Origin of the sequence: Oceanospirillum maris DSM 6286 (assembly GCF_000422865.1) — a bacterium.
GTDB classification, from domain to species: domain Bacteria; phylum Pseudomonadota; class Gammaproteobacteria; order Pseudomonadales; family Halomonadaceae; genus Oceanospirillum; species Oceanospirillum maris.
This window is the reverse complement of the sequence record NZ_AUGW01000012.1, coordinates 137384-155348: the sequence shown is the minus strand read 5'-3', so window position 1 is coordinate 155348 and position 17965 is coordinate 137384. Positions and strand designations below refer to the sequence as shown.

General features: G+C 43.4%; 16 protein-coding genes and 3 tRNA genes. 16 read left to right on the top strand and 3 right to left on the bottom strand.

The genetic code is table 11. The features are described from left to right. Window positions 1-17 precede the first annotated feature (17 nt). The 3 genes from G517_RS0105460 to G517_RS0105450 all read left to right on the top strand — a co-directional run bounded on the left by G517_RS0105460 (window position 18) and on the right by G517_RS0105450 (window position 3122). A complete protein-coding gene (locus G517_RS0105460; protein WP_084632078.1) occupies window positions 18-1061 on the top strand; it encodes a protein-glutamate methylesterase/protein-glutamine glutaminase in 1044 nt (347 codons plus the stop codon). Window positions 1062-1101: 40 nt separating this feature from the next. After that, complete coding sequence (locus G517_RS17890) at window positions 1102-1350, top strand: STAS domain-containing protein (RefSeq protein ID WP_051206103.1); 249 nt, start codon at window positions 1102-1104, stop codon at window positions 1348-1350. 68 nt (window positions 1351-1418) lie between these two features. Continuing rightward, on the top strand, window positions 1419-3122 hold the full coding sequence (locus G517_RS0105450; protein WP_028303576.1) for an ATP-binding SpoIIE family protein phosphatase: 1704 nt from the start codon (window positions 1419-1421) through the stop codon (window positions 3120-3122). Between the two features lie 105 nt (window positions 3123-3227). Here G517_RS0105450 and G517_RS0105445 read toward each other — a convergent pair whose 3' ends face one another. After that, window positions 3228-3677 carry a cyclic nucleotide-binding domain-containing protein gene (locus G517_RS0105445; protein ID WP_028303575.1) on the bottom strand — a complete coding sequence of 150 codons (450 nt, stop codon included), beginning with the start codon at window positions 3675-3677 and terminating at the stop codon, window positions 3228-3230. A gap of 224 nt (window positions 3678-3901) precedes the next feature. Here G517_RS0105445 and G517_RS0105440 point away from each other — a divergent pair, with 224 nt between their 5' ends. Continuing rightward, the gene (locus tag G517_RS0105440; protein ID WP_028303574.1) at window positions 3902-5089 is read left to right on the top strand and encodes an HD-GYP domain-containing protein; all 1188 of its coding nucleotides are present in this window, start codon (window positions 3902-3904) and stop codon (window positions 5087-5089) included. Window positions 5090-5105: 16 nt separating this feature from the next. Further along, window positions 5106-5549, top strand: a complete 444-nt coding sequence (locus tag G517_RS0105435; protein ID WP_028303573.1) for a c-type cytochrome — start codon at window positions 5106-5108, stop codon at window positions 5547-5549. Between the two features lie 116 nt (window positions 5550-5665). Here the strand turns inward: G517_RS0105435 and G517_RS0105430 are convergent, their stop codons facing one another. Next, window positions 5666-6163 carry a YchJ family protein gene (locus G517_RS0105430; RefSeq protein ID WP_028303572.1) on the bottom strand — a complete coding sequence of 166 codons (498 nt, stop codon included), beginning with the start codon at window positions 6161-6163 and terminating at the stop codon, window positions 5666-5668. A gap of 72 nt (window positions 6164-6235) precedes the next feature. Here G517_RS0105430 and msrA point away from each other — a divergent pair, with 72 nt between their 5' ends. The 10 genes from msrA to G517_RS0105380 all read left to right on the top strand — a co-directional run bounded on the left by msrA (window position 6236) and on the right by G517_RS0105380 (window position 14709). Continuing rightward, window positions 6236-6841 carry a peptide-methionine (S)-S-oxide reductase MsrA gene (gene msrA / locus G517_RS0105425; protein WP_028303571.1) on the top strand — a complete coding sequence of 202 codons (606 nt, stop codon included), beginning with the start codon at window positions 6236-6238 and terminating at the stop codon, window positions 6839-6841. Window positions 6842-6926: 85 nt separating this feature from the next. Then, window positions 6927-8474 (top strand): sigma-54-dependent transcriptional regulator, encoded by a 1548-nt coding sequence (locus tag G517_RS0105420; RefSeq protein ID WP_028303570.1) that lies wholly within the window; start codon window positions 6927-6929, stop codon window positions 8472-8474. Window positions 8475-8636: 162 nt separating this feature from the next. Further along, window positions 8637-9281, top strand: a complete 645-nt coding sequence (uvrY, locus tag G517_RS0105415) for a UvrY/SirA/GacA family response regulator transcription factor (protein WP_028303569.1) — start codon at window positions 8637-8639, stop codon at window positions 9279-9281. Between the two features lie 4 nt (window positions 9282-9285). Further along, window positions 9286-11109, top strand: coding sequence for an excinuclease ABC subunit UvrC (gene uvrC / locus G517_RS0105410; protein WP_028303568.1), 1824 nt, complete (start codon window positions 9286-9288; stop codon window positions 11107-11109). A gap of 8 nt (window positions 11110-11117) precedes the next feature. After that, window positions 11118-11666 carry a CDP-diacylglycerol--glycerol-3-phosphate 3-phosphatidyltransferase gene (gene pgsA / locus G517_RS0105405; RefSeq protein ID WP_028303567.1) on the top strand — a complete coding sequence of 183 codons (549 nt, stop codon included), beginning with the start codon at window positions 11118-11120 and terminating at the stop codon, window positions 11664-11666. Between the two features lie 115 nt (window positions 11667-11781). Beyond that, window positions 11782-11857, top strand: a tRNA-Gly gene (locus tag G517_RS0105400). An 18-nt stretch (window positions 11858-11875) separates the two neighbouring features. Next, window positions 11876-11949: transfer RNA gene (locus G517_RS0105395), tRNA-Cys, on the top strand. Between the two features lie 66 nt (window positions 11950-12015). After that, window positions 12016-12102, top strand: a tRNA-Leu gene (locus G517_RS0105390). 517 nt (window positions 12103-12619) lie between these two features. After that, window positions 12620-13678, top strand: coding sequence for a hypothetical protein (locus G517_RS0105385; RefSeq protein ID WP_028303566.1), 1059 nt, complete (start codon window positions 12620-12622; stop codon window positions 13676-13678). Between the two features lie 47 nt (window positions 13679-13725). Next, on the top strand, window positions 13726-14709 hold the full coding sequence (locus G517_RS0105380; protein ID WP_028303565.1) for a TAXI family TRAP transporter solute-binding subunit: 984 nt from the start codon (window positions 13726-13728) through the stop codon (window positions 14707-14709). Window positions 14710-14715: 6 nt separating this feature from the next. On the opposite strand, the gene G517_RS0105375 is transcribed toward G517_RS0105380, so the two are convergent. Beyond that, window positions 14716-16386 (bottom strand): sensor histidine kinase, encoded by a 1671-nt coding sequence (locus G517_RS0105375; RefSeq protein WP_051206101.1) that lies wholly within the window; start codon window positions 16384-16386, stop codon window positions 14716-14718. A 378-nt stretch (window positions 16387-16764) separates the two neighbouring features. Between G517_RS0105375 and G517_RS0105370 the strand changes: the two genes are divergently transcribed. Then, a complete protein-coding gene (locus G517_RS0105370; RefSeq protein ID WP_245543198.1) occupies window positions 16765-17769 on the top strand; it encodes a TAXI family TRAP transporter solute-binding subunit in 1005 nt (334 codons plus the stop codon). Window positions 17770-17965: the final 196 nt, after the last annotated feature.

The window sequence follows — 17965 nt, the reverse complement described above, 5'->3', positions numbered from 1 at the left end:
TTTAAGGAATAAGCATCATGATAGAGGTCGTAATTGTTGATGACTCTGCTCTGATCCGTAATGTGCTAAAAGAAATTATCAGCGAGCAGGGTGATATGGTCGTGACTGGAATGGCACGAGACCCTCTTGAAGCTAGAGAAATTATTCGCCAAGTAAATCCAGACGTAGTGACGCTTGATGTCGAGATGCCGAAGATGCACGGCCTAGACTTTCTAGAGAAGCTGATGCGCTTACGGCCAACACCCGTTGTTATGATCTCTACACTGACAACAATGGGGTCAGATACCACAATTCGAGCGCTAGAACTTGGTGCTATCGATTTTATTGCTAAGCCGAAAGTGGGCATTACCCATGAACTGGAAGAATATAGTGACCTTATCTGCGACAAAATACGAATCGCAGCACAGGCAGGGCCTCGATTGGCGAGTATTAGAAAAAAAATGAGTCAGAATCAAGGCATGACTGAAAAACCGATACTATTTTCACCTACCGCATTGAAGAAAATTATTGCCATTGGCTCCTCAACAGGTGGAACTGAAGCGATTAAAGCGCTTCTTATGTCGTTACCAGCACAGTCGCCCCCGATTGTTATTACTCAACATATGCCACCGGGGTTTACGAAAACATTTGCAGACCGAATGAATAGCTTAGCTCGGCTTAATGTTAAAGAAGCAGAGACAGGTGATATTTTGAAGCCCGGCCATGTGTTTATAGCGGAAGGGGGGCATCATCTAAAAGTTGAGCGTAAAGACGATCTTTTTACTCTAAAGCTTGACGATGGGCCACCGGTGAATCGGCATAAACCTTCAGTCGATGTTATGTTCGATTCTCTGCTAGAGTTTGGCCCTGCGGTTGCAGGTGTTATTCTTACGGGCATGGGTGCTGATGGCGCTCAAGGATTGAAGCGTTTAAGAGATAGCGGAGCCAGAACATTTGGCCAAGATGAAGAAAGCTGTGTGGTTTATGGGATGCCTAAAGCGGCTGCTAATATTGGTGCTGTTGAGGCGGTTCTGCCGCTTAAGTCGATAGCGGTACAGCTTGCTCGGACCGTGAATAATTAATGTTACCGAATCGCGGTATATTTGTTTTTTAGGAGTTTTTATGAATATTCAAACTACTTCATCTGATGCGCAAAGTATCATGTGTTTAAATGGCCGCTTTGATTTTAATGCTCATAAGATTTTTCGTGAGACCTATCAGCAACTGCTGACCGACAAGGTTAAAGTTATTGTTCTTGATCTAAGTCGAGTTGATTATTTAGACAGTTCTGCTCTAGGCATGCTGCTTCAGTTTAAGGAAAAAGCCGATGTTCAGCGCACTACAATAAAATTAAAGAACTGCTCCCAGTGAGCAAAAGATGTTTTAGCTATTGCAAACTTCAATAAGCTTTTTGAAATTTCCTAAGCGGTATCTTGATTATGCGTATTCTTGCTGTTGATGACACTCGAGCCAATTTGGTTTTACTACAGGCGATGCTTAAACGCTCAGGCCATGATGTAGTAACTGCTGGAAATGGCGAGGAGGCTTTAAAGGTTTTTGTGGAGCAACAGCCGGATCTTGTGCTGATGGATGTCATGATGCCGGGAATGGATGGTTTTGAGGCAGCGCAAAAGCTCCAAGAAATGGCAGCACCTCGCTGGGTTCCTATTATATTTATCTCAGCGGCAGCCACAGAAGAATATTATATTAAAGGACATCAGTCTGGCGGGGCAGATTACCTATTTAAACCCATTAATCAGGTGATCCTTAACACCAAAATAGACTCTATTAAACGTATTGTTGATATGCAGGATACGCTGCATAGCCAAAACACGGCTTTGCAGGAATATGTAGAAAAAGATGAATCTGAGCGCCGAATTTCACGTCATATCATGGAGCATATGGCGGAAAGCGAGGGGCTTGAAGACCCTCTCATTAAGTCAATGATTACTCCTGCTGAGCAATTTAGTGGTGACGTGCTTTGTGCGGCCCGATCACCCAGTAACCGACTTTATATGCTAATTGGTGATGCCGTAGGCCATGGCTTAGCCGCAGCGATTAATACTTTGCCAATTTCTGGTACTTTCTATTCTATGGTTTATAAGGGATTTGAGCTTCAAACCATTGGTAAAGAGCTGAACCGGAGAATCAAAGAAGCGATGCCAACAGGGTGTTTTGTCGCCTGCGGCATTATTATGATAGATCCATCAGAGTCCTTCGCAGAGGTTTGGAATGCAGGTTTACCAACATTTTACTGTGTTGATTCCCACGGCCATGTTTCCGACACTTTTGAATCCACTCAATTACCGTTAGGTGTATTGGGCGGCGATCAATATGAAGTCAGCAGTGAGATTATACCTTATCGTCCAGGGCACCAGATTATTGTGTTCTCCGATGGTTTGATTGAAGCTGAAAATGATGAAGGCGAATTTTTTGGTATTGAACGACTTCTAGGTTGTTTGCATAACCCTGAAAACCGGCTAGATGACATACGTTATGCGCTGGAAGATTTTATGGGAGATGAAAAGCCCCATGATGATGTCACGCTTGCACTGATTGATATGCCGGCGAACGACCAGCCTGCTTTTGATGTTATAGATAGTCACTTAGAAGCAAAAATGCTGGCCTCCGTTGAAGAAGCAGATGCATTAGACTGGAAGGTACAGTTTCATCTAGGTGTTGATGAGGTGAAGGCGTTAGATTTAACACCAATGATCGTTGGCGCGATAGGGCAGTTTAAAGGCGTTAGTAGTCATAACCAGAAACTCTTTTTGATTATGACCGAGCTATTAAATAATGCGATAGATCATGGCCTGTTGAAACTGGACTCCAGATTGAAATCTGGCCCTGATGCTTTTGAGTCTTATCTTTCTGCTCGGCAAGCGCGACTGTCACAACTTGAGGCGGGATATATTGAGATTTCTGCAAGCAAACTCCGCTTACACAATGAGTCTTTTCTGCGAATTACTATCGAAGATACAGGCAATGGCTTTGATTTTGAGCAGGTTAATCATCGGCCAGCGGACCAACATAAAATGCACGGCCGAGGCATTAAACTTGTGCAGCAGCTGTGTCGAGCCGTTGTCTATGAGGAGCATGGCAATAAAGTGACCGTCGATTATGCCTTAGGCTGTAAGCACTAGGGTTAACTTAATGTGGAGCGGTTGAGGATAATAAATAAAGGGCTTGTGGGAGGGAACCCTATGAGCCGCTGTCTGTATTATTGACTGGCTATTTACTTCCGTTATTTACTTCTGGCTCTCATTTTTTTCAGACAGTAGATGCACCAGTTTTGCAATAACTTTATCTTTGATCTTTTCACGAGTCATGGAAGGTAGCGAATTCATTACTTTTTTATCGAAACGGAATAAAATACACGTTTCACTGGCAACGACATTACTGGTTCTTGGGGTATCGGTTAAGAAAGATACTTCACCGAAAAAATTACCAGGTTGAAGATGTGCTAAAGTTTTACCGTTCTCTTCGAGAGAGACTTGGGCACTGCCGTGAAGCAAGATATAAAAGGATGAATCCTTTTCACCTTGCACTATGATGCTTTCCCCCTTTTCTGCGGCAACAAATCGACTTCGAGTATCCACGATCATGCTTTTCTCGCCGACATTAAATTCACTGAAAAAATCAATTTTATCTATGATATTCAGTATCTTAACTCGGTTGATCAGTTTAATGCCTTTCATCTTTAGAATTTTCTCCCTCTATTTTGTAATAGTCTACCGCTAAGTAAGATTAAGACACAAGGCAGTTCCTAGTAAATAGCATTATAGGTAATATTATTGTGCGCTGAGTCACGGTTAATTGGTGTATTGTTGCGCTAATTCACGCTAACATGATGACTAATAATGATTTTCCTTAGGATGAGGGATCAATGCACAGGATGCTACTTGAATAAGGTTTGAACAGAATGGCAATTAACGATGAAGGCGATCTGATAAAAATTTCGGCAGATGACCTTGTGGTTGGGGATACATTGCCGTGGACGGTTTATGATGCAACGGGTCGTTTACTGATGGATTCGGGCAATGTGATCACTACTCAGTCAAGGCTACATTCAATTGTTGCTTCAGGTTATCGTTTATATGAGCTACCTACCGAGGCAGATCCAGTGATTGTGAGCGACCTGCCAGCACCTCATCAATATTCTAAAGATACAAACCCCTTTAATGAACTTGAAGAGATGTGTTTTGAGCTTGAGAAAGCGTTTGGTGGTATAGGGGGGGAAGGCAGCTTTAAAGATGGTCGTTTGGAAAAGCGCCTTTATGATTCAGCCTCTCAGATACAGGGCCTGATTAAACTGAATGCTGATGCATTGTTAGGTTCTATACACTTATCAAACAAATTTAATTACTCGATCAAACACCCGCTTCATGTCGCTATTATATCTACGATGATAGCAGATGCCCTTGAGTTACCTCAGGATGTTCAGCTGGCTATTATTGGTGCTGCAATCACCGCCAATGTAGCGATGAATGCCTACCAAGATAGTCTTCAAAACCATAAAGGTCCTCTTACGGAGGAACAAAAAAGTCGGGTCGAAAATCATCCAGAAGAAGGGCGTAAGTTACTTGAAACTGCAGGTATTACGAATCCTCTGTGGCTCGATATCGTATTGCAGCACCATGAGAAGGTGGATGGAAGTGGCTATCCGAAAGGGTTGAGAGGTGATCAGATCTGTCTTGAGGCTAAAATTGTTGGCTTGGCCGATATCTATTCTGCCATGATCTCAAGCCGCCCATACCGCTCTGCTTTAACACCGCAAAGAAGCCTTAAACAGTTGTTTCTTCAACGGGGTAGCTTCTTTGATGAATCATTGACCAATATATTTCTTGCTGAATTAGGTATCTACCCGCCAGGCGCTACCGTTGAGCTGGCTAACGGTGAAATGGGTGTGGTTATTAAACGTAAAGCTCCAGAAAGCAGCAAACCCATTGTTTCTTCTATTAGGGATCGTTTTGGTACTCGTTTTATGCACCCTGTTATGAGAGATACCGGTGACAAACGTTATAGTATCAAAGGTGATGTTAAGGTTGAGCAGCTGGGAAATGTTAACCCTTCTATTCTTTGGGGCTTAAAATTAATGCGGGTTAGCTAAAAGGTAGTATTTTCTTATGAGAAGTTTGATCGTACTGTTATTGAGTCTCTCTGTTTTTGGCTCTGCCGTGGCTGCAGATTATAGTGACCCAGATGTTGCTATTAAGGCTCGACAGGATCAGTTTGAAGATATTAAAGCAAGTTTTAAACAGCTGCGTTTTGAAGTGATTCAAAAAAACTTGAATGTTAAGGCTGCCACCCAGTATGCCAATGAGCTGGCAGATTTAAGCCAGCCGTTATTAGATATGTTTCGTGTGCGCTCACATACCGGTGATACAAAAGCACTGGATCGCATTTGGGATAACTGGCCACGCTTTGAAAAGCAAATGTTAGAGTTTCAGATGCTTACCGAAAAAGCGGCAGAAAGCCTCAAGTATGCGAACCATGAAGATGCTCGCATGTATGTGGATCAGGCGGCTAAAACTTGCAAGGGTTGTCATCGTCTCTTTAAAGCGCGTTAATATTTTTTTAGTGCCGTTATGCGAACAAAAAGCCAGCGATGAAGTTATCTTCTTCTATCTCGCTGGCTTTTTGTTTATGGCTTTTTTACCGTTAAGCGACTACACCAATTAAGGGTTTATACCAAGCAGCATTTCTTGAATTTTTTACCACTGCCACAAAGACATGGATCATTACGACCAACGGTTTTGTTAACGGGAGGCGTATAGTCTCGACCATGAACAAAAAACCAGCGACCCTCTTCTAAAACAAATTTAGAGTCTTCAGAATGGTTGATGATGTTACCATTTTGACGGTAGCGCGCAGTAAACCTAACTCGGCCTGATGCGCCATCAATATCTGTATCATGAATATTTAGACCTAGCCACTCAGAGTTTTCTGCCCAGCTTCTTAAGCCTTCGAAGTCGTACTGTGGACGTGCATCTGCTTGCGTTGTACGCTCAATATAGTCTAGGTTCGCATGCACATAAGCGCTGTAACGAGAGCGCATCAATAGCTCGGGCGTTTCTGGCAAGGCATCGCCAGAGATATAGCGTTGGCAACATGCTTGAAAGTGCGTACCTGATTGGCACGGGCATGGCTGATTCGAACTGTTTTCAGGCTGAAGGTTGCTCATCTAACGTCTCTCTATAAATAACCGTTTTAACTCGGTTTTCTTTAAAGGCGCCATCATACCGGAGTACTTACTATGTTCAATAGTGCAAAAGATGACTTAATGAATCGGGACCACTATCCCTTCTTGGTTGAGCGGCATAAGGTTTTGGGTGGGGATTTAAATGATTTAAAACACTACCCTCACCAAATTGTCTTTGGTTTGGGTTGCTTTTGGGGGGCTGAACGTCTTTTTTGGTCACTTAAAGGCGTTATATTAACGGCTGTCGGTTATGCGGGAGGTCATACGCCATTTCCTCGTTATGAAGAGGTTTGCACGGGTGCAACAGATCATACGGAGGTAGTTGCTATCGCCTACGATCCAGATCAAATTAGCTTGAGTGAGTTGCTAAAGCTGTTTTGGGAAAGCCATGATCCAACACAGGGTATGCGGCAAGGGAATGATCAGGGCAGCCAATATCGGTCAGCGATTTATTGTCGAACGGCCGCAGAGCTTGAAGTAGCCATGAAGAGCAAAGACGTTTATCAAGAGCTCTTATCGGCAAAAGACTTTCCGTTGATCACCACAGAAATAGCCCAGAATATTACGTTTTATTTTGCAGAGCCGTATCATCAACAATACTTACATACGAACCCAAATGGCTATTGTGGGCTAAAAGGAACTGGCATTGTCTGTGTTTAATCAAGTTTAGGTAATTATACGTGAGTTTTCTGGATGGACTGTATAAAATGATTTACACAATAAAAAGCCACCAATGGATTAAATGATGCGTTTAGAAATTGTCTGCCAAAACCGCGTCGGCATCATGCGGGACATTCTTGAAGTGTTTGTCGAGTTTCGGATTAATGTTGTCCGTGCGGAGGCAGGTGGAGATAAAGGCAGTGCTATCTATCTTTATATGCCGAGTATGCTCAACATGCAGTTGCAGAGTGTACGCACTCGTCTTGAAAAAATATCCGGTGTGCAGAAAATACGGCGTATTAATTTAATCCCCAGTGAACGCCGCCATTATGAGCTGGATATTTTACTACAGTCTTTAGACCTCCCTGTACTCTCGGTGGATATTGATGGTCGTGTTGTTGCTGCGAATGCTGCGACTGGTCGAGTGTTAAGTCTAAGGGTTGATGAAGTGTCCGGCGTATCTTTAAGTAAGCGTGTCAAAAATCTGGATCTTGACACCCTGCTGCCTCGACTGGAATCACGCCTTAATGGTGTGCGAGTTGAGATACGAGGTGATGCTTATTTAGCCGATATTAACCCTATCTATATGGAAGATAAGCTCTCAGGGAAAGAACCTGCTGGTGCCGTTATTACGTTGCACCCTGTTGAATCGATAGGGGCGCAAATTTATTCGTTACAAAAGCATGAAGATTTTGGTTTTGAGGCGTTACAGATTCAAGCGCCTAAAATGCTTGCGACTATTCGTGAAGCGAAGCGCATGGCACCTTTGGATGCCCCTTTATTGATACAGGGTGAAACAGGTACCGGCAAGGAGATGCTTGCTAGGGCCTGTCATATGAGTAGTCCCAGAGGGCGTTCCGCCTTTATGGTTTTGAATTGTGCCAGCTTGCCTGACAATCTAGCGGAAACCGAGCTTTTTGGTTATGCTCCGAGTGCCTTTGAAGGCGCGAGAAAAGAAGGCAAGTTAGGCTTGTTAGATTTAGCTTCTGGCGGCAGTATTTTCCTTGATGAAGTGGGGGAAATGAGCCCACACCTTCAAGTGAAACTGCTTCGTTTTTTGCAAGACGGAAGCTTTCGTCGAGTAGGTAGTGAAGATGAAATACAAGTTGATGTACGTGTTATTTGCTCGACACAAAAGGATTTAGCGGAACTGTGTGAGCAAAATCTTTTCCGTGAGGACTTATTCCATCGGCTTAATGTGTTAACGCTGGTCATTCCTCCATTAAGAAGCTGTAAAGAAGGCATTATTGATCTAGCCAATCATTTTATTAACCGAGCTTGTACCCAAATTGGCACCTCAAATCGAGTCTTAAGCGATGATGCTAAGTTAGTGCTTAACCAATACCACTGGCCGGGTAATGTTAGGCAGCTGGAAAACTTACTTTATCAAGCCGTATCTATTTGCGAAGAGGTTATTGAGGCTGACCATATACGTTTACCTGCGCTAAATAATAGCAATACCCAGCCATTGGATCTCAGTGGTCATTGGGGGGATATTATTGCCCGTATTGAACAGCAGATACTGGCATCGCTGTATCCCGATTTTCCGAGCAGCCGCCTTTTAGCGAAACGCCTTGGGGTCTCACACACGACCATTGCTAATAAATTGCGTAGTTATCGTATTGGCCAGTAGTTATCGTATTGGTCAATGGTGATCCTATTGATTAATCGATGCATGGGTAATTAATTATTTTTGAATAAGATCGTATTCATATATTGTTCTAGATTTGATTACGGTTATCATGATGGAAGATGTTAACTCGCTGTTTTATAAACTGTTCCAGTTGAGGTACGTATGGTTAAACTGCTGATCGTAGATGATCATCATATTGTTCGTGTAGCGGTTTCTAAGATGCTTGCTGACGAAGACTGGATCGATATCGTAGGCGAGGCGAGTTGTGGCGAGGATGCTGTTACATTAGCCCGAGAGGTAGAGCCTGATATCGTGCTGATGGATATCAAAATGCAGGGTATTGGTGGTCTTGAAGCTACGCGAAAAATTGTTCGTACCCTGCCCGAATGCAAAGTCATTGCATTGTCGGCCTTAGTTGAAGAAACCTTTGCTACGCGCGCGCTTGAGGTTGGTGCATCGGGTTATCTTTCTAAAGGTACGGACCCCGCTGAAATGATTCAAGCCATCCGCCAGGTCAGTTGTGGGCAGCGCTATTTAAGCTCTGAAATTGCCCAAAAAATTGCCTTAAGCCGTATGAGTCCAGGCAAAGAAAACCCCTTTGATAACCTTTCTGATCGTGAACTTCAAATTGCTTTGATGGTTGTAACCTGTCAGAAAGTCAGTGATATTTCTGATAAATTATTTCTAAGTCCTAAAACAGTTAATACCTACCGTTACCGCATCTTTGACAAGCTACAAGTGACAAGTGATGTTGAGTTAACGCATCTAGCGATTCGTCATAATATGATCGATATGGAATCTCTCTGAAATAATGTCTGAGTTTGACGCCAAATTTTTTTTAAAAACACTCTCTAAGCATCCTGGTGTCTATCGCATGTACAATGGCGAAGGCACGTTGCTTTATGTCGGCAAAGCCAAAAATCTTAAAAATCGTGTTAGTAGTTATTTTAGAAGCAGCGGTTTAAGCCTAAAAACACAGGCTCTAGTTGAACAGATTGATCGTGTTGAATTTACGGTTACCAGCAGCGAAATCGAAGCGCTTTTACTCGAGCAAACACAAATTAAGCAGCACCGGCCACCTTTTAATATCTTAATGCGTGATGATAAATCTTATCCTTATATTTATCTTAGTTCAGGTGAGTACCCTCAGATTGAATACAGTCGTGGCAAGAAGCGCCGTACAGGGCAATATTTTGGCCCATATCCGAACACAAACGCGGTTAAAGAAACCTTAAACCTGCTACATAGAGTTTTTCGGCTCCGCCAGTGTGATGATAACTTCTTTAGACACCGAAGCCGCCCCTGCCTTCAGCACCAAATAGAGCGTTGTAGCGCTCCCTGTGTCGACCTTATCAGTCAGGCCGCCTATCAAGAAGATGTGCAGCGCGCTGTACTTTTTCTTAAGGGCCGAAGTGTAGAACTGTTGCATGATCTACAGGATGAAATGGATCAAGCTGCCGCAGCGTTAGATTTTGAGCAAGCCGCGCATATTCGTGACCAGCTTATTCAGCTGCGTAAAATTCAAGAACAACAATATGTATACGGAGAACAAGGTGACGCTGATGTTTTTTCTCTTGTGTCACGTCCTGGCGGTCTAGCCATCTCGGTACTGTTTGTACGAGGGGGGCGAGTACTTGGTTCTAGGCATTATTTCCCAGCGGATCATATCTCTGATATTGAAGCTGAGACTTTGCAAGCTTTTATCCACCAGTTTTATCTTGGCTCGGGTACTCGAGAGCTACCAGCTGAGATTATTAGCAACCTTGCCTTAGAAGACAGTGCGGCTTTTGTTGAAGCTTTGCTTACGCTTTATAAAAAACGCGTTTCGGTATCATCTCAAGTACGGTCACACCGCTCACGTTGGTTGCAACTTGCGACAACAAATGCCGAGCAGGCACTGATTAGTCATCTGGGGCGAAAAGGTTCGATGGAAGGTCGCTTTAAAGCCTTGAAGCTGGCCTTAGGTTTAGAGCAAAAGCCTGAACGTCTAGAATGTTTTGATATTAGCCACAGCTCTGGAGAAGCTACTGTCGCGTCCTGTGTTGTTTTAGGGTTAGATGGCCCCATAAAAAGTGACTATCGGAAATTTAATATTGAGAATATAACGCCTGGAGATGATTATGCCGCCATGCGACAGGCCTTAATCCGGCGCTATAAACGCTTAAAAGCCGGTGAAGGCAAAAAGCCCGACATCCTCGTGTTAGACGGTGGTAAAGGTCAGCTTAAGCAGGCCCGTGAAGTTTTTAATGAATTATGTATTTCAGATGTTATTCTTCTGGCCGTCTCGAAAGGAACGACCCGAAAACAAGGCTTTGAGACACTCTACCTTGAAACAAATGATCAAGTGATAGACCTTAATTCGGATTCTAAAGCATTACATTTGATTGAACAGGTTAGGGATGAGGCCCATAGATTCGCCATTGTGAGCCATCGGCAGAGACGGGATCATACTCGGCGAACATCACGCTTCGAGTCTATACCGGGGATCGGGCCAAAACGAAGACAAGCTATTTTAAGACACTTTGGTGGTCAGAAAGAGGCATTAGATGCCAGTATACAGGAGCTCAGTAAAGTTTCCGGTATCAGTGTATCTCTTGCCGAACAGATCTATTTTCACTTACACCCTGAACAGTAGTTGGATTGATGAAGTTACCCAATATCCTTACCGCATTACGTATCGCCTTTATTCCATTGATTGTGGCTGTTTTTTATCTACCTATTGAAAACAACTTGTACATCGCCTCTGGTATCTTTGCCTTAGCCGCTTGGACGGATTGGCTTGATGGTTTTCTAGCGCGACGGTTAAATCAATCAACACCCTTCGGCGCTTTTTTAGATCCTGTCGCTGATAAGTTAATGGTCTCCGTGGCTCTAGGGCTTTTGATTGATGCTCATGCCAGTGTTTGGATGACGCTGCCGGCGCTCATTATTATTGGCCGTGAGATTGTGATATCGGCACTCAGAGAGTGGATGGCAGAATTAGGTAAGCGAGGAAGTATTGCTGTTTCTATGATAGGTAAAGCTAAAACCTCATTACAGATGCTATCGATCTTTGTTTTGCTTAGCCAGGAGCCAGGAACCGATATTGCCTTGGTCGGCATGGTGTTGCTTTATGGTGCGGTTATACTCACCATTTGGTCGATGGTGCAGTATTTGAAGGCCGCTTGGCCTGATTTAAAGTCAGGTATGTAGCCCTTTCTAGGAAGGTTTTATCTGTGTTAAGCGTGATAACTGTAATGAAAACAAAAAGTTGTGAAAAAAATAGTTGACGGAGGAAAAATTTTATATATAATACGTCCCAAGTTCAGCGGGAATAGCTCAGTTGGTAGAGCACAACCTTGCCAAGGTTGGGGTCGCGAGTTCGAATCTCGTTTCCCGCTCCAGCTTAATTTTGAGAAATAGGCCGAGTGGCAGAGTGGTCATGCAGCGGACTGCAACTCCGTGTACGCCGGTTCGATTCCGACCTCGGCCTCCATTTCTCGACATAGTAGTCTGTAGTTGTTGTTAGTATGAATTGTCGTGTTATTTATAACACCAATTAGCCCGGATGGCGAAATTGGTAGACGCAAGGGACTTAAAATCCCTCGGTGGAAACACCGTGCCGGTTCGATTCCGGCTCCGGGCACCATTTGACTGTATCTAGCCATCCAAGACAGTCTAATCTCCAAAGAACATATTATTTATCAAATAAGCGCATTTAGCGCTTTTTTTGTGTCTGTCATTTCTTTCTTCCCGTTGTTTTCCCTTATTTTTTCTTCCTATTTCTATTTCAAATATTTCAAAGTTTTAAGCGTTTCTTAATAGTGCTAAGCCTGAGCTCTTTCTTGTATTTCAGATAACCTGTTACGGCAAAGTTAATGTTTTTTCGCCTATAGTTTTTAATATGGTTTAAGCATTTATTCTGATTTGTTTGAAATGCCTTTAGCTATGTCATAGCTTTTCTATTTTTTTATGTCCAAATAGTGACGCATTATCCTAAGCTTTTGGCATCAAGGTGCTTGAGATGATTGATAATTTGTGCGCTCGAGGATGCTGCATTACACTGCTGTTGACGGGCGATAAAATCGTCTGATGGAATAATAATAATGATATTTTCTGGGGGTCTTTATATGAGTCTCAGTATTAACAGAAAGTAAGGAAACGTCATGTCTAGTCATCTTAGGGCTTATAGTAATTATCAAAAGCGAGTGATTAAAGGGGTTGCCGACCTTGTTGGTGATTTGCCTTTTACCTATGAAAAGTCGAGTAACAATCACCTGCAGATTAAAATTAAAGGTGTTGATCGAGTTTTCTTCACCAGCTCCACTCCTTCTGATCGCCGTTCTTATGAAAATATTATGTCTGATATAAGAGGGGAGCTAAAACGGATTGAGGTTGAGGAGCAGCCTACTCCGGTTGATGAGAGTCTTCCTGAATCAGCGGAGAAGTCCGCCGCTAGGCAGGCGCTACAGGAAATGATGGATAAAAGTGTGCGTACCATCATTAAAAAGCATCGTAATTCAATCGATAAAATCAAAAAAGATGAGTTCCAAGCTTTTCTTGCGGCAGACTTTGATAGTGAGGGTGACGTTGTGCGTGAGTTTCGTAAAAACTTAATAAAAAGTGAAATCGAGCGAGTATTAAAATCAAGAACTAATAACGAGTTTATTCCACCAGGAATGATTAATAAATCTAAGAAGCAGATAGAAGAAAACCTTAACTTTATGTTGCCATCAATGGCTCACTATCAAAGCTTAGGGCGAGATCAAGCACCGGCAGAGCATTCTGACTTAGAGCCGCTTGAGCACTCTAGCTTAGAACCGGCCTCCACTATTTCTGCTAAAGATAAAGTTGATGATAGTGCCGTTGAGGATTTATCTTCTGATGATTTGACCGGTAGTAACAGATCTTCGAGTGGTGTTGTTTCCTTGGATCATGTTAGCCATTCAGTTGTTAAAGACTCAGTTGCTAAAAACACTGTCGCTAAAAATGTGGCCGAGGTTATAGCTGAATCAAAAGACTTTTTACCGCAGTTACTCGATGAAAAGCCCCATAAGCGTTTAGCTGCTATCAAAGCGTTATCCAAGAAACAGATTGCGCTATTGATCGAAGACTGCCAAAAAGCGTTAGAGCAAAAGCATCAAGAAGATATTCGGGATTTAGCCCATCAAATACAGGCAAAAGGCATTAGTATTGAAGAGCTAGAAGCAGCTCTTAGCCGGTGATATAGCAGCCTATGCACAGGATGAATAAATGTTTAAAGAGACCCGCTATGTGGGGTAGTCACTGTTTTTATCTCGGGGTTTTCTTACGTTTATGTCTTAGTTCTTTTCTGGTTTTAACGGCTTTTTTCGTCCAAGCAGACAATCGTATTTTAACCTTAGGTACTGGGGGGGTAACGGGACTTTATTATCCAGCCGGTGGTGCGATTTGCCGGTTGGTTAATCTAAACCGTGAAAAACATGGTATGCACTGTGCGCTACGTAGCACTTTGGGCTCTGTGGCAAATATCCAAGATGTCATTTCTGGTGACTTAGATTTAGGTGTGGCAGAGGCAGGGCAGTTAGAAAGTGGTTTCAAAGGACGTGGTGTTTTTAGTCAGCCCGCGCCCAATCTAAGAACTTTGGTTGGGTTGTTTCCTGAGTATATTTCAATACTGGCTCGGCGTGATTCTGGGATTCGGAGTTTTGCAGACCTTAAACACAAGCGGGTTAATATCGGTACAAAAGGTGGTAGCCAGCGGGTAACACTGGATATTTTAATGAAAGCCCGAGGCTGGCAACAGTCAGATTTCTCTCACTATGAAGCGCTTGCGCCAGCAGAGCAGGCCAATGCGCTGTGCGATAACCGAATTGATGCGACGCTTTATGTGGTAGGGCATCCCAGTGGTGCCATTAAAGAGGCGATTAGGGATTGTAACAGTCAGCTTGTGGGGCTAGAAAAGCGTGATGCTCAGGTGTTGGTGAAATTCAGTCATCATTATCAGGTTTTGACGTTGCCCGGCTCTACATACTCAACCCATCAAGCGGATGTGTTAACGGCAGGTGTGAATGCTATTCTATTTACTCGGGCTGACCTACCCGATGATGCCGCTTACGCCATTGTTCAATCATTATTTGAACAGTTTGCACATTTCCAAACACTGCATCCTGCATTTTCAGGGCTAAAAGCGGAATCCATGGCTCAAGTTCCCTTGGCTGCACCGCTGCATCCTGGGGCACGGCGTTATTTTAAAGAGCAGGGTTGGCTTAAATAATTGGCTTCAAATAGGTAGCAGTGATACTGGTAGCGTTATACGAAAATGCGCCCCTGATAGATTAGATTCTTTTTGAATAGCCAGGCTCTGAATCTGTCCTTGCAATAATTGGCTGACAATATTGTAAGTAATATGCATACCTAGGCCGCTACAATCCAAATGCCGTTTAGAGGTTACAAAAGGTTGGAACAGCTTGCTATGCCAGTCTTCGGTGATACCTTTGCCGTTATCAAAATAGTCGATCTGTATATGGCTGGCTTTTTCTTGTTCCTGCACGGTTGTGGTGGTGTTGGCTGTGGTCTGTAATAAACTGATTTTAATAATGATTTCACCACCGGTTTGATGCTCGAAGCCATGAATGATCGAGTTGATAATCAAGTTGCTGAAAATTTGATAATAGCTACCAGGGTAGCTGTCAATGATCAGTTGGCTTGGGCCTTGGATATCAATGCTGGGTCGGCTGGTTTTAAGTCGGGGCTGTAGGGATAACAGAATTTCATTGAGGTAACTGATTAGATCAAAGCGACGGCTTTGCTCGCTGGATTGATCTACGGAAACTTGTTTAAAGGCTCGAATCAGCTGGGCGGCCCGCTCTAAGTTTTTACAGATTAACTCGCTACCTTCAAGGGTTAGGTTTAGTAGACGAGCCTCTTCTGACGATAGCCCTTGAGGCTGAATCTTTCTAACTTGATCGGATAGATAGGTCGCGGCAGTAAAGCCGATGCCAATGGGGGTATTGATCTCATGGGCGACCCCAGCGACAAGCTCACCCAATGCCGCCATCTTTTCTGATTCGACGAGCTGTTTCTGGGTTGATTGCAAGGCAATAAGGGTATCTTGTAGCTCTTTATTGCGGCTTTCTAGCTCTGCGCTGCGTTCGTTTAACTGAGTTGTACGTTCGATAACCCGCTGTTCTAATTCTGTGTTTAACGCTTCTAATTGTTGGTTTGCATCCGCCAGATCCTGCTCTGCTTGCTGGCGCTTTTGCATATCTTTCATCATGGAGCGTCGCATGGCGTTAATGGCGATAACCACATCATTTAGCTCATCATCTTTCTCATACTGGCGATTTAATATTAGCGGTTTGTCCAATTTATCCAGTTTTAAACGGCGGGCGTAACGGGCCATAGCGCTTAAATGACGGGTAATAAACTGATGAAAAATAATAAGAATAAAAACCGAAACTAAAAAAGTTTTTACACCCTGTGAAGCTAAGATAAGCAGGATTTTATTTGCAAGACGGCGATACACTTCATCCAAACTAACGATTAGGGTTAGCTTGCCAACGATAATGGTTTTACCGCTGTAATCATCGTGTTCTAACGTGTAATAACGCTTGAGTAGTTGACTGGATTTAGGTTTTTTACCGGCAAAAAAGAGTTCGCCATAGGGAGAGCTAATCTCTAAATAGCGCACATCTGGCAGTTGTAACAAGCCCTCTAGTTGAACTTGTACTTGTGCAGGATTGATCTCCCAAAGGCTGTTAGAAAGACTTCTGATTGAGCTGTTTTCAATTTGTCGTAACCGCTCATCAATAGCAGAGCGTTCATAGCGATAGTCTGACCAAAGCTGAACACCTGTGGCAAATAAAGTGATCAAAGAGCTGTAGATCAGAATAGACGTTAAAAGACGTAGTCCCAAGGGGTTTTGACGATAAAACGCTTTAATACGCTGCATTATAAAAGGCCTTGTCTCATCTATTATTCTTGGGTGGCTCTGGATGGTCTGTTGGTGTATTTCGTAACGCATTGTCAGTAATTTTTTTATAAAGTGAAATGATTGTGTCTTTTTTGGCACGGAAGGAGGTTTTATTGGCATGAAAAAAGGCCGACCGTAACAACACTTTGCAGTACCTTAGTTTGACCTCCTAGAGCGCACCAGGGGAGGCCGGCCAAGATTTATAGTTTCGGTAGGGTTTAATACCGCTAATTAAGACCGTATTAGCAAGCAAGCTGCAGTGGTGTCTTAGCACTACCGAAAAAGTCTTTTGCCGAGTTTAGCTGTTTATAAAAATCGATTCCCGCTTAAGGGATAATAATGATAAGAAGGGTTACTATGTTTTCAAAAACAATGTCTCTTAAGACTAAATTTGCGACTTCTGTATTGCTTTCCGCTATGGGTCTTGCCGCCGCATTAACGCCCGCGACGGCTAGTGCTGACCAAACGTTTGTGACGATTGGTACGGGTGGTCAAACTGGCGTTTATTACGTGGTTGGCCAATCTATGTGCCGCCTAGTAAACCGTGGCACCAGTGATCATGGTATCAAGTGTACTGCGCCTTCAACCGGCGGTTCTGTTGCTAATATCAACGCCATTCGCCAAGGTCAGCAAGATATGGGCTTGGCTCAGTCTGATTGGCAGTATTACGCGCTAAATGGTCAAAAACATGATTCATTTAAGCAGCAAGGGCCATTTAAAGAACTACGTGCTCTGTTCTCTGTACATAATGAACCCTTTACTGTTGTTGCCCGTGCTGATTCCGGCATTGAGCATTTTGATGACCTAGCGGGTAAGCGCGTTAACCTTCAAAATCCAGGTTCTGGTACCCGTGGTACGATGGAACTTATCATGGCTGAGAAAGGCTGGGATAAAGACACCTTTAAGCTAGCGGCAGAGCTAAAAGCGTCTGAGCAAGCTCAAGCGCTTTGCGATAACAAAATTGATGCCATGCTGTACTCTGTTGGTCACCCATCTGGTGCGATCAAAGAAGCGACCACATCTTGTGACGCAAAAGTGATTCCGGTAACAGGCCCCGTTATCTCTAAACTGATTGATAACAATGCGTTCTATGCGAAAGCAACGATCAAAGGTGGCATGTACAACGGTACCGACAGTGATGTAACAACTTTTGGTAACGCCGCAACAATGGTAACGTCCGCCAATGTTGATGCTGATACGGTTTATCATGTTGTTAAAGCCGTATTTGATAACTTTGACCGTTTTAAGCGTTTGCACCCTGCATTTGCTAACCTAGATCCTAAGACAATGATTTCTGATGGTCTATCAGCTCCCCTTCATGAAGGTGCGATCCGTTACTACAAAGAGCGCGGTTGGATGTAATTCCTGCAATTTTTAACCACTCAGGCACCTATGTTGGTGCCTGAGTGCGTTTTCTAACGTCCTATCTTTTTTTGAGCTATCTTTTTTATTAACCCTTGGCTATTAGGCTCAGTGTTCAATGACTGATTGCCGAGGGCTTTTTTATTGTTGAGGGCTTTTAGCCTTTCTTCTAGCCTAAGCCTCATCTGTTTTAAGG

Excerpts from the sequence above, each read along its gene's own strand:
- G517_RS0105460 (WP_084632078.1), top strand. The coding sequence starts at position 18 with ATGATAGAGGTCGTAATTGTTGATGACTCTGCTCTGATCCGTAATGTG.
- G517_RS17890 (WP_051206103.1), top strand. The coding sequence starts at position 1,102 with ATGAATATTCAAACTACTTCATCTGATGCGCAAAGTATCATGTGTTTA.
- G517_RS0105450 (WP_028303576.1), top strand. The coding sequence starts at position 1,419 with ATGCGTATTCTTGCTGTTGATGACACTCGAGCCAATTTGGTTTTACTA.
- G517_RS0105445 (WP_028303575.1), bottom strand. The coding sequence starts at position 3,677 with ATGAAAGGCATTAAACTGATCAACCGAGTTAAGATACTGAATATCATA.
- G517_RS0105440 (WP_028303574.1), top strand. The coding sequence starts at position 3,902 with ATGGCAATTAACGATGAAGGCGATCTGATAAAAATTTCGGCAGATGAC.
- G517_RS0105435 (WP_028303573.1), top strand. The coding sequence starts at position 5,106 with ATGAGAAGTTTGATCGTACTGTTATTGAGTCTCTCTGTTTTTGGCTCT.
- G517_RS0105430 (WP_028303572.1), bottom strand. The coding sequence starts at position 6,163 with ATGAGCAACCTTCAGCCTGAAAACAGTTCGAATCAGCCATGCCCGTGC.
- msrA (WP_028303571.1), top strand. The coding sequence starts at position 6,236 with ATGTTCAATAGTGCAAAAGATGACTTAATGAATCGGGACCACTATCCC.
- G517_RS0105420 (WP_028303570.1), top strand. The coding sequence starts at position 6,927 with ATGCGTTTAGAAATTGTCTGCCAAAACCGCGTCGGCATCATGCGGGAC.
- uvrY (WP_028303569.1), top strand. The coding sequence starts at position 8,637 with ATGGTTAAACTGCTGATCGTAGATGATCATCATATTGTTCGTGTAGCG.
- uvrC (WP_028303568.1), top strand. The coding sequence starts at position 9,286 with ATGTCTGAGTTTGACGCCAAATTTTTTTTAAAAACACTCTCTAAGCAT.
- pgsA (WP_028303567.1), top strand. The coding sequence starts at position 11,118 with ATGAAGTTACCCAATATCCTTACCGCATTACGTATCGCCTTTATTCCA.
- G517_RS0105385 (WP_028303566.1), top strand. The coding sequence starts at position 12,620 with ATGTCTAGTCATCTTAGGGCTTATAGTAATTATCAAAAGCGAGTGATT.
- G517_RS0105380 (WP_028303565.1), top strand. The coding sequence starts at position 13,726 with ATGTGGGGTAGTCACTGTTTTTATCTCGGGGTTTTCTTACGTTTATGT.
- G517_RS0105375 (WP_051206101.1), bottom strand. The coding sequence starts at position 16,386 with ATGCAGCGTATTAAAGCGTTTTATCGTCAAAACCCCTTGGGACTACGT.
- G517_RS0105370 (WP_245543198.1), top strand. The coding sequence starts at position 16,765 with ATGTTTTCAAAAACAATGTCTCTTAAGACTAAATTTGCGACTTCTGTA.